The 10,466-nt window shown below is 71.6% G+C and carries 9 protein-coding genes; 4 read left to right on the top strand and 5 right to left on the bottom strand.

Annotation, left to right across the window (positions count from 1 at the left end; genetic code table 11):
* Positions 1–182: 182 nt before the first annotated feature.
* Positions 183–1,121: a carbohydrate-binding protein gene (locus ACZ5GT_RS35250; protein WP_469034622.1), complete on the bottom strand. Its 939-nt coding sequence runs from the start codon at positions 1,119–1,121 to the stop codon at positions 183–185.
* A 120-nt stretch (positions 1,122–1,241) separates the two neighbouring features.
* A complete protein-coding gene (cdgB, locus tag ACZ5GT_RS35245; RefSeq protein ID WP_469034621.1) occupies positions 1,242–2,894 on the bottom strand; it encodes a diguanylate cyclase CdgB in 1,653 nt (550 codons plus the stop codon).
* Positions 2,895–3,250: 356 nt separating this feature from the next.
* Here cdgB and ACZ5GT_RS35240 point away from each other — a divergent pair, with 356 nt between their 5' ends.
* Positions 3,251–3,835: a flavin reductase family protein gene (locus ACZ5GT_RS35240; protein ID WP_469034618.1), complete on the top strand. Its 585-nt coding sequence runs from the start codon at positions 3,251–3,253 to the stop codon at positions 3,833–3,835.
* A gap of 38 nt (positions 3,836–3,873) precedes the next feature.
* Here the strand turns inward: ACZ5GT_RS35240 and ACZ5GT_RS35235 are convergent, their stop codons facing one another.
* Together ACZ5GT_RS35235 and arfB are read right to left on the bottom strand one after the other, a co-directional pair.
* On the bottom strand, positions 3,874–4,752 hold the full coding sequence (locus tag ACZ5GT_RS35235) for a sigma-70 family RNA polymerase sigma factor (RefSeq protein ID WP_469034617.1): 879 nt from the start codon (positions 4,750–4,752) through the stop codon (positions 3,874–3,876).
* A 258-nt stretch (positions 4,753–5,010) separates the two neighbouring features.
* Entirely contained in the window at positions 5,011–5,448 is a 438-nt protein-coding gene (gene arfB / locus ACZ5GT_RS35230; RefSeq protein WP_469034615.1) for an alternative ribosome rescue aminoacyl-tRNA hydrolase ArfB, read from the bottom strand.
* Positions 5,449–5,601: 153 nt separating this feature from the next.
* Between arfB and ACZ5GT_RS35225 the strand changes: the two genes are divergently transcribed.
* The 3 genes from ACZ5GT_RS35225 (at position 5,602) to ACZ5GT_RS35215 (ending at position 8,984) form a co-directional block, all read left to right on the top strand.
* Complete coding sequence (locus tag ACZ5GT_RS35225; protein WP_469034613.1) at positions 5,602–6,177, top strand: TerD family protein; 576 nt, start codon at positions 5,602–5,604, stop codon at positions 6,175–6,177.
* Between the two features lie 249 nt (positions 6,178–6,426).
* Positions 6,427–6,978, top strand: a complete 552-nt coding sequence (locus ACZ5GT_RS35220; protein WP_469034611.1) for a GNAT family N-acetyltransferase — start codon at positions 6,427–6,429, stop codon at positions 6,976–6,978.
* Between the two features lie 389 nt (positions 6,979–7,367).
* Positions 7,368–8,984: a M4 family metallopeptidase gene (locus ACZ5GT_RS35215; RefSeq protein ID WP_469034609.1), complete on the top strand. Its 1,617-nt coding sequence runs from the start codon at positions 7,368–7,370 to the stop codon at positions 8,982–8,984.
* Between the two features lie 34 nt (positions 8,985–9,018).
* Here ACZ5GT_RS35215 and ACZ5GT_RS35210 read toward each other — a convergent pair whose 3' ends face one another.
* Positions 9,019–10,464 carry a M1 family metallopeptidase gene (locus ACZ5GT_RS35210; protein WP_469034624.1) on the bottom strand — a complete coding sequence of 482 codons (1,446 nt, stop codon included), beginning with the start codon at positions 10,462–10,464 and terminating at the stop codon, positions 9,019–9,021.
* Between the last annotated feature and the right edge of the window lie 2 nt (positions 10,465–10,466).

Below are 10,466 nucleotides of genomic sequence, written 5' to 3'. Positions count from 1 at the left end.
TCTTGGCGGAAACACATGATCAAGCAGAGGCCGCCTTGCTGTCCGGCAAACGGCCACCCTCACCAAGAAACGATCTTGATGGGTTAAAACTCAAGCATAGGGGCGCGGGGAACTGCGCGACCTGCCGCAACCGCCCCGCAGACGGCAGACGCCGTTCCCGGCCGACCCGCCGAGCGGCAGCGCTAACGCTTGACCTGGCCTGCCTTCAGCCAGAACTGGTCCAGCAGGATGTCGCACTGGTCGCCGTCCTGGCAGGACAGGCTGATGGTGTTGGAGCCCTTGTTGAGGGTCGGGTAGGCGTACGTCTGCGTCCAGCCCTTGGCGTAGTCGCCCTCCGAGGCCTTGGCGAAGTTGCCCAGGTTCAGCTTGGTGCCGAAGACCTTGCCGTTGATGGTGAGCGTCATGCTCTGGTCCTTGCCGGGGACGCTGTAGCCCGCGAAGAGGGTGTAGACGCCGGTCTCCGGAATGTCGCCGACGGTCCAGGTGACCGAGGCGCCGACGTTGTTGAGGCCGGTGACGTATATGCCGCCGTCGGCGCTCGCGCCGTCGACGTCGGATGCCGTCGTCACCCCCGGCGCGAGGTTGAGGGCCTTCGCGTCGATCTTCGGCAGGTCCGTCTGCGCCGCCTTGCTGGCGCTCGGCGACGTGCTCGGCTCGGCGCTCTGGGAGGCGGTCGGGGTGGCGCCGCCGTCGCCCGCCTTGTCGTTCTCGGAGTCGCCGCCCAGCATGGCCACGCCGATGCCGATGACGACCGCGGCGACCACCGCGATCGCGCCGATCAGCAGCCCCTTGGTGTTGGGGCCGCGGCCGCGCCCGCCGCCGCCCTGCGACTGCTGCCGGCCGGTGGGAGCGCCGCCGGGAAGGGTCTCCGGCGCGGCGTAGTGGGCGTTCGGCTGGCCGTAGGCGCCCTGCTGCTGCGGGGCCTGGCCGTACGGCGCGGTCGGGGCCGTCGGCTGGCCGTACTGGCGCTGGCCGACCGCGCGCACCCGGTTGACCGAGTTCGGGTAGCCGTAGCCGCCGCCGGAGGGCGGCTGGGCTCCGTTGGCCTGCCCGTCGGCGTAGAGGTAGCCGAACGGGTCGTCGTCCTCGGGCGTGCTGGCGCCGTTGTTGCCGGACGTCATCCCTTGGTACTCCTCAACAGGTGCGGGGCGGAAGCGATACGTGAGGTCGGATGGCGAGCCTACCCCCACCTGGTGGCCCGAACGGGTGACGCAGATCGCACCGGCTCGCTGACCTGCGGGTCATCCCGCCCGTCTGTGCTGTTTGGGACGAGATCGTTTCTCTACGTACATCCGCTCGTCGGCGGACTTCAGCACTTCGTCGGCGGTCATCCCGCAGTGCGCCCAGCCGATGCCGAAACTGGCGCCGACGCGCATGGCCCGGCCGTCGACCCGGATGGGCTGGATGATCTCGTTGCGCAGGCGGACGGCGAGGTCCTGGGCGTCGGCCCGGCCGAGCCCGTCGGCGAGCACGACGAACTCGTCGCCGCCGAGGCGGGCGACGGTGTCGCCGTCGCGCACGCCCCGGGTCAGCCGCCGGGCGACCTCGATGAGGACCGCGTCGCCGGCGTTGTGCCCGAACCGGTCGTTGATCGACTTGAAGCCGTCGAGGTCGCAGAAGAGGACCGCGAGGCCCTTGGTGCCGTCGTCGCGCTCGCCCTCGGGGGCGACGGTGTGCACGTGGTGGTCGTAGGCGTCGTAGCTCTCGGCGTCCGGCCGGAAGTCGAAGCCGTGGCCGCTGGAGTCGTAGGCGGGGTGGCCGTAGGCGGCGTCCAGGGACGCCGGCGCGCCGGGCTGGGCGGGGCGCCGGCACAGCCGGGAGGAGAGGCGGGAGCGCAGCTCGGCCGAGTTCGGCAGGCCGGTGAGCGAGTCGTGGGAGGCGCGGTGGGCGAGCTGCAGCTCGCGGCGCTTGCGCTCCTCTATGTCCTCGACGTGGGTGAGCAGGAAGCGGGGTCCGTCGGCGGCGTCGGCGACCACGCTGTTGCGCAGGGACACCCAGACGTAGGTGCCGTCGCGGCGGCCGAGGCGCAGCTCGGCGCGGCCGCCCTCGGCGGAGGTGCGCAGCAGGGTGCCTATGTCCTCGGGGTGGACGAGGTCGGAGAAGGAGTAGCGGCGCATCGCGGAGGCGGGGCGGCCCAGCAGGCGGCACAGGGCGTCGTTGGTGCGCAGGATGCGGCCGTGCTGGTCCCCGCCCATCTCGGCGATGGCCATGCCGGAGGGGGCGTACTCGAAGGCCTGCCGGAAGCTCTCCTCGCTGGCCCGCAGCGCCTGCTGCTCGCGTTCGAGCCGGACCAGCGCGCGCTGCATGTTGGAGCGCAGCCGTGCGTTGCTGATCGCGATCGCGGCCTGGAAGGCGTACATCTGGAGCGCTTCGCGGCCCCAGTCGCCGGGGCGGCGGCCGTTGCGCGGCCGGTCCACGGACAGCACGCCGATCAGTTCGCCGGGGCAGCCGCCCGGCACGCCGGGGGTGTACATCGGCGCGAAGAGGCGGTCGGAGGGGTGCCACTCGTCCTCGAAGCGGGGCGCGGGCCCGTCGGTGTACCACTGCGGGACGTCGTCGTCGTCGAGGACCCAGCCCTCGGTGTGCGGGATGAAGACCAGGTCGCCCCAGCGTTCGCCCATGGTCAGGCGGCGGTCCCAGGAGTCGCGGGAGCCGACACGGCCGGTGATCAGTGCCTCGGCGGCCGGGTTGCCCGCGAAGGCGGCGACGACGAGGTCGCCGTCCGGGCGCACCAGGTTGACGCACGCCAGCTCGTAGCCGAGGCCGTTGACCACGCCGTCGGCGACGGTCTGCAGCGTGTCCGCCAGGCTGCGGGCCGTGTTCATGTCCGCCATGACCTGATGCAGTCGTCGCAGGGATGTGAGACGGACGTAGGGCTCCGACTCGGTCTCCATGCTCGCCCTCCCCCCGAGACCTCGCAGCGAATCAAGGGTGCTCATCGGCGCTTGTGGTTCAGTGGTGCCCTTGCATCTTCCCCGCCACTGAATCACAGCGCGCTGCCCACTCGGTACACAGGGTCAACAATTAATGCTTCTTGTGACTCAAGTCACAGCAAAAGATGAACAATTGAGTGGTGTTTCCGCGTTTTAGCTGTGCGTTTACCGAAAGCAAGCTTTGCGTACCCGTGGAGATGCCGCACAAGGCTACGCGGTGCATTGGTTGTGCGGTTGCATTGGTCCGGTGGTCCTAGGACCGGGCTGGTTCCGGGGTCCGATGCGGTTGCGGGGGAACGGAGATTAGCGTTTCCGTCGTGTCCAACACTCCTGCCGCACCGCCCCGTTCCGTCCCGCTGCCCGCCGCCCGGCATGCTGAGGGGGTGAGCAACGACGAGTTCCGCGCCGCCATGGCCCGGCTGGCCGCCGGCGTGGTCCTGGTGACCGCGCAGGAGCCGCCGCTGGACCCCGACGACGCCTCGGCGCCGCCCGGCGAGGACGTCGGCATGACGGCCACCGCCTTCATGTCGGTGTCGCTGGACCCGCCGCTGGTCCTGGTCAGCCTGCGGGAGGGCTCCCGCATGGACGACCTGCTCGCCGAGCAGCCCCTGTGGGCGGTGTCGGTGCTGTCCGAGGGCCAGCGCCAGATCGCCGGCCGCTTCGCCATGAAGGGCCGCGTCAGCGACCGGCTGCTGTTCGCCGACATCCCCCACGTCCGCGGCCGGATCACCGGATCGCCCCTGGTGGGCGGCGCCCTGGCGACCCTGGAGTGCCGCACCGAGCAGCGGGTGACGGCGGGCGACCACACGCTGGTGATCGGCCGCGTCCTGTCGGCGGACGTGCCGGGCGCGGAGGGCGGCCCCCTGACGTACTTCCGCGGCCGCTACCGGCACCTGGGCTGAGCCGGCGGCCGGGGCGGTCGCCGGCGCCCGGCGTCCGTCTACAGGACGCCGATGTCGAGCCGGGACACCCGCTCGGGGTCGGTCGCGATGTCCAGCACGGCGATCCGGCTCCGCACGAACGTGAAGGCCAGGGCCCGTTCCACGCGCCCGTCGACGAGCACGACGAGCCCTGTGGCGCCGTTCACCAGGGCGGGCCGCGCCACGCGCGCCAGGTGGGCGAAGCTCGCCGCGTTCCGCGCCACCGCCGCCGCGCCGGCGGTCACCCCGGCCTCGGTCCGCGCCAGGACGTCCGGGTCGAGCACCGCGACCAGGCCCTCGAAGTCGCCCTCCCGCGCGGCGGCGAGGAAGGCGTCCACGACCTCCCGCTGCCGCGCCAGGTCGGCGTCCGGCGCCTCGGCCCCGCGCACCCGGCGCCGGGCCCGGCTGGCCAGCTGCCGGACCGCGACGGGCGTACGCCCGAGGATCGCCGCGATCTCGTCGAACGGCACCGCGAACAGGTCGTGCAGCACGAACGCCAGCCGCTCGGCGGGCGTCAGCGTCTGCAGGACGACCAGCAGCGCGACGCCCACCGAGTCGGCGAGCAGCGCGTCCTGCTCGGGGTCGCCGGGGGCCGCCGCGGCGGCCGGCACGGTGGTCTCCAGCGGTTCCTCCGCGCGGGACCTGCGGGAGCGCAGCATGTCCAGGCAGACCCGGCCGACCACGGTCGTCAGCCAGCCCGCGAGGTTGTCCACCTGCCGGGTGTCGGAGCGGCTCAGCCGGAACCACGCCTCCTGGACGGCGTCGTCGGCCTCGGCGACCGAGCCGAGCATGCGGTGGGCGACGGCGTGCAGACGGCTGCGGTGGGATTCAAATCGCCGGGCGAGGAATTCCGTGGTCTCGGCGTCGTTTCCGGCGTTCGGGAATTCGTCCTCGTTCATTCGGTCACAACTCCTCGCGTGGCGGTGGCCGGTCTCGACGACATGACGAACGGGACGGGGAGGATGTGACACCGGCCGCATTGCGCGGGGAGGAGAGAGGGGCACGGCGATGTTTCCCGGCGGAACAAAAGGCGTTCGGCAAACGGACCGCGATGTCCACGCGGCGGCGGGGGTTACATCCGGTAGCGGTTGACAGCCAGTCGCGGTTCAGGACCAGTCGCGGTTCAGGACCAGTCGCGGTTCAGGACCAGTCGCGGTTCAGGTCCAGTCGCGGCCGGAGCGTCCGCGCTTGGTGTCGGAGCGCTGCTTCTTCTCCCGCAGCCGGCGCTCGTTGATGCCGCGCGGAATCCGGGTCGGCCGACGCGGCTTCGGCGGCGGCGCGGTGGCCTCGGCGAGCAGGGCGGCGAGACGGACGGCTGCGGTCTCGCGATTGCGCCACTGGGAGCGGTGCTCGGAGGCACGTACGGTGACGACGCCGTCGACCAGCCGCCCGGCCAGCCGCTGCAGCGCCCGCTGCTTCCACACCTCGGGCAGCGCCTCGGTCGCGGCGAGGTCGAAGCGGAGCTCCACCTGGGTGTCGCTGGTGTTGACGTGCTGTCCGCCGGGTCCCGAGGATCGCGAGAAACGCCACATGAGCTCGGCCTCGGGGAGCGAGACGGAGCCGCGGATCAGATAGGGACCGGACATGGGCTCCATGTTCCCGGTTCTGTCCGGTCCACGTCACCCTGTTTTCGGTTGGTAAAAGAGGTAAAGGCATCAGGAACCATGCGTACCTCTCTCGACGTTCATACGGGTAGCTGTAGCTTTCATCACGCACCGCGTACGCAACGAGGGAAGGACTCCCGAACCATGGCTGTAAGCCTGTCCAAGGGTGGCAACGTCTCGCTCACCAAGGAGGCTCCGGGCCTGACCGCCGTCACCGTGGGTCTTGGCTGGGACGTCCGTACCACCACCGGTACCGACTTCGACCTCGACGCGTCCGCGATCGCGGTCAACGCGCAGGGCAGGGTCTACTCCGAGGCCCACTTCGTCTTCTTCAACAACAAGCAGACGCCGGACAACACGATCGTCCACACCGGTGACAACCGCACCGGTGAGGGACAGGGCGACGACGAGGCGATCAACGTCAACCTCGCCGGCCTCCCGGCCGACATCGACAAGATCGTCTTCCCGGTCTCCATCTACGACGCCGAGAACCGCTCGCAGAACTTCGGCCAGGTCCGCAACGCCTACATCCGCATCGTCAACCAGGCCGGCGGCGCCGAGATCGCCCGCTACGACCTGTCGGAGGACGCGGCCACGGAGACGGCGATGGTCTTCGGCGAGCTGTACCGCAACGGTGCGGAGTGGAAGTTCCGCGCGGTCGGCCAGGGCTACGCCTCGGGCCTGGTGGGCATCGCCCAGGACTTCGGCGTCAGCGTCTGACCCACGCCCGAACCCAGGGCGACGCACGTCTGACACGCACACGCTGAGCGAGGCCCCCGGCCACCCGGCCGGGGGCCTCGGCGTCCGCGTCACGAACGCCGTGCGGCGGTCCTGAGCGGGCCGCCTAGCATGAGGGGGACGATCCCGGCCCCGGCACACATGAGGAGCGAGCGCCATGACCATCGCACCGGGCCATGCGCGGCGAGGCACCTCCCTCCCCTGCCGGGCCGTGCGAGTGGAGCGCGAGCGGTGACCGGCGGGCCGCCGGACCACGGCATGTTCCTCGAGCGGCTGGCGCCCGCCGACGGCGCGCTTCCCGGTGAGCTGCTGACCGAGCTGACCCGGCTGTACGCCTCCAACCGGGAGTTCCACGCCCTCAGCGGCGACTTCCCGGACCCCGACGACATCCGCCCGGAGCAGGTGGCGGCCGCGCTGGCCGACGAACTCGTGCATCCGGACGTCGAGGTGCTGCTGGCCCGCAGCGGCGGGCGGGTGGTCGGGATCGTGATCACGCTCGCCCACCATCCGGACCCGGCCGACCCGGACCCGTGGATCGGCCTGCTGATGGTGGACGCGGACGTGCACGGGCAGGGATTCGGGCGGCGGATCGCACGGAGCGTCGAGGACGGCTTCCGCGCGGCGGGCCGGGACGCCGTACGCCTGGCCGTGCTGGAGGACAACCTCCGGGGCTTCCGCTTCTGGACGTCCCTGGGCTACGAGGTGATCGACCACCGCGAGGACCGGCAACTCGGCCGGCCGTGCGCGGTGTTGCGCAAGGAACTGTCCGCCCCAGCCGCGTGAGCCGCTCTCCGGGAGCTGCCGGAGGTCCTCTCCGCCGGAGATCCTCGCGCCGGTGAACCTCCGCCGGACGCCGCCGAGTGCCGTGGACACCGCCTGCGGCACGCGCGGGCCCCGGCTCCGGCCCCGGCTCCGGCTCCGGCTCCGGCTCCGGCTCCGGGTGTGATGTTCTACGGCCCAAATCCGCTGTAGCTACGTGGAGTTGGCCGCGATCAGCGCGTCCGTATACCGGATCCGCAGCAACGGCTTTCGGATACGAACACGTAAAGTCTTGATGGCGCTCTGTCAAAAAGGCCGGTCGGAATGCCACTCTCTCCTCGCTCGCCGCAACTCTGTGCCCCACCTGTGCCCCCTCCGTGCCCCCACCACGAGGGCAGTCCCAAGGAGACCGAGTGAGACAGCAGTTCCGTGCTCCCCGCACCGCCGTCCTGCGCGCCACCGCCCTGATCGGCTCGGCCGCGATGGTCGTGCTCGCGCTGCAGAACGGCGCCGCCACCGCGGCGCCCGAGCGGACGAACGGCGCCACCGCCCTCCCGCTGACCGCGTCGGCGCGCGCCGCCGCCATCAAGTCGGCCCAGGCGGCCGCCGGTTCGACCGCCCATGAGCTCGGCCTCGGCGCCGAGGAGGCGCTCGTCGTCCGGGACGTCGTCAAGGACGCCGACGGCACGGTCCACACCCGCTACGAGCGCACCTACGCCGGACTGCCCGTCCTCGGCGGCGACCTCGTCACGCACGTGTCGAAGGGCGGCGCCCTCAAGGGCGTCAGCAGGGCGACGAAGGCGCGGATATCCGTCGCGTCCACCGACGCGGCGATATCGGCCGCCGCCGCGAAGAAGTCCGCCCTCGCGGGCACCGGTTCGTCGAAGGCCACCGCCCGCAAGGTGATCTGGGCGGCCGGCGCCAAGCCCGTCCTGGCCTACGAGTCGGTCGTCCGGGGCACGCAGCACGACGGCACCCCGAGCGAGCTGCACGTCGTCACGGACGCCGGCACCGGCAAGAAGCTCTACTCCTACGAGGCCATCGACACCGGTACGGGCACCAGCCAGTACAGCGGCACGGTGACCCTGGGCACCACCGCCTCCGCCTCCGGCGGCTACGACCTCGTCGACGGCGGCCGCGGCGGCCACACGACGTACGACCTGAACGGCGGCACGTCCGGCACCGGCACCCTCTTCCACGACGCCGACGACGCCTGGGGCGACGGCACACCCGCCAACCGCCAGACCGCCGCCGTCGACGCCGCCTACGGCGCCGCCGTCACCTGGGACTTCTACAAGTCGGCGTTCAACCGCAACGGCATCGCGGGCGACGGCAAGGCCGCCTACTCGCGCGTCCACTACGGCAACGCGTACGTCAACGCCTTCTGGTCCGACACCTGCTTCTGCATGACGTACGGCGACGGCCAGAACAACGTCAAGCCGCTGACCTCCCTCGACGTGGCCGGCCACGAGATGAGCCACGGCCTGACCGCCGCGACCGCGGGCCTGAAGTACAGCCGGGAGTCCGGCGGCCTCAACGAGGCCACCTCCGACATCTTCGGCACCTCGGTCGAGTTCTTCGCCAACAACTCCTCCGACGTCGGCGACTACCTCATCGGCGAGAAGATCGACATCAACGGCAACGGCACCCCGCTGCGCTACATGGACAAGCCCAGCAAGGACGGCTCCTCCGCCGACTACTGGTCCCGCACGGTCGCCCGGCTCGACGTGCACTACTCGTCCGGCGTGGCGAACCACTTCTTCTACCTGCTGTCCGAGGGCAGCGGCGCGAAGACCGTCAACGGGGTGTCCTACAACTCCCCCACCTACAACGGCTCCGCGGTCACCGGCATCGGCCGGGCCAAGGCCGAGCAGATCTGGTACAAGGCCCTGACCACGTACTTCACCTCCTCGACCGACTACGCGGGGGCGCGGGTCGCCACCCTGCAGGCGGCGAGCGACCTGTACGGCGCGGGCAGCGCGGAGTACCAGGCGGTGGCGGCGGCCTGGACCGCGGTCAACGTCAACTAGCGCCCAGCTCGGAGGAGTTCGGCCGGGCCGTCCGTCAGGGGCGGTCCGGCCTGCCCGCTCCGTACAGCCAGTCGTGCCAGACCCGGGTGAAGTCCTCGCGCGGCGCCGCCTTCTCCACGTAGGCCGTGAAGTCGGCGGTGTCCGCGTTGCCGTGGCGGTGGGCGGCGGCCCAGCCCCTCAGCAGGGCGCGGAAGGCGGTGTCGCCGACGGTCCGGCGGATCTCGTGCAGGACCATCGCGCCGCGCTGGTAGACGGGCGTGCCGGACAGGTGCGCGGCGTCGCTCGGCCGGGCGGGCGGGAAGTCCCACAGGCCGGGGTACTCGTCCTCGCCGTGGGCGTAGAGCGCGTCGAAGGTGTGCTGGGCGCTCGCGCCTCCGTGGTCCTCGTCCCACAGCCATTCGGCGTAGGTGGCGAAGCCCTCGTTGAGCCACATGTCCCGCCAGGTCCTCGGGGTGACGGAGTCGCCGAACCACTGGTGGGCGAGTTCGTGAACGAGCGTCTCGACGTCGGGGGCCTGGGCGAAGACCGGCCGGTTCTGGGTCTCCAGGGCGTAGCCGACCTCCGGCGCGGCGTCGACCACCGCGCCGGTGGAGGAGAAGGGGTACCGGCCGAAGGCGTCCTGCGCCCAGGCCATGATCTCGGGGATGCGCGCGAGCACCGGGCGGCTCGCCGCCGCCTCGGCCGGGTCGACGGCGACGTAGACCGGCAGGCCGTCGCGGGTGGTGGAGCGGCGGACGTCGTAGCGGCCGACGGCGAGGGTGGCGACGTAGCTCGCCATGGGTTCTGCGGTGTGCCAGGTGAATCTGGTGCGGCCGCCGCTGGTGGTCTCGCCCGTCAACTCTCCGTTGGACACGGCCCGCAGGCCCTTCGGCACGGTGACGGCGAGGTCGTAGGACGCCTTGTCGGACGGGTGGTGGTTGCCGGGGAACCAGGTCATGGAGCCGGCCGGCTCGCCCAGCGCGAGAACGCCGTCGGCGGTAGGCAGCCAGCCCTCCTGGGTGCCGTCGGGGTCGGTGAGGGTCTCGGGGGCGCCGGAGTAGCGGACGGTGACGCGGAAGGTGTGGTGGGCGTCGAGTCCGTCGTGGGGGCGGACGGTGAGCTCCTGCCCGGCCCGGCTGAAGCGGGCCGGACGGCCTTCGACGGTGACGCGGCGGACGTCCAGTCCCTTCAGGTCGAGGTCGAACGCGGAGAGGTCCCGCTCGGCGCGGGCGGTGAGGGTCGCGGTGCCGGTCAGGCGGGGGCGCGGGCCGGGCCGGTAGGCGAGGTCGAGGGCGTAGTGGGTGACGTCGTACCCGCCGTTGCCCGCCTTCGGGTAGTAGGGGTCGCGGACGCCGGAGGCGCCCGGGGTGCCGTGCACACCGCCGCCGCACGCGGTCAGCGCGAAGGTGAGGGCGAGACAGACCGCGGAGACAACGGGGACAGTCGGGACAAGAGGTGCAGACCAGGACACGTGAGTGATCCTAGGCGGCCGTGACACCATCT

This window comes from Streptomyces sp. NPDC031340 (assembly GCF_055569945.1).
This window is presented reverse-complemented; position numbering and strand designations above follow the sequence as displayed.

Coding starts and splice junctions, on each gene's coding strand:
- ACZ5GT_RS35235 (WP_469034617.1), bottom strand. CDS start 4,752: ATGAACGAGGACGAATTCCCGAACGCCGGAAACGACGCCGAGACCACG.
- ACZ5GT_RS35210 (WP_469034624.1), bottom strand. CDS start 10,464: ATGGTGTCACGGCCGCCTAGGATCACTCACGTGTCCTGGTCTGCACCT.
- ACZ5GT_RS35225 (WP_469034613.1), top strand. CDS start 5,602: ATGGCTGTAAGCCTGTCCAAGGGTGGCAACGTCTCGCTCACCAAGGAG.
- ACZ5GT_RS35250 (WP_469034622.1), bottom strand. CDS start 1,121: ATGACGTCCGGCAACAACGGCGCCAGCACGCCCGAGGACGACGACCCG.
- arfB (WP_469034615.1), bottom strand. CDS start 5,448: ATGGAGCCCATGTCCGGTCCCTATCTGATCCGCGGCTCCGTCTCGCTC.
- cdgB (WP_469034621.1), bottom strand. CDS start 2,894: ATGGAGACCGAGTCGGAGCCCTACGTCCGTCTCACATCCCTGCGACGA.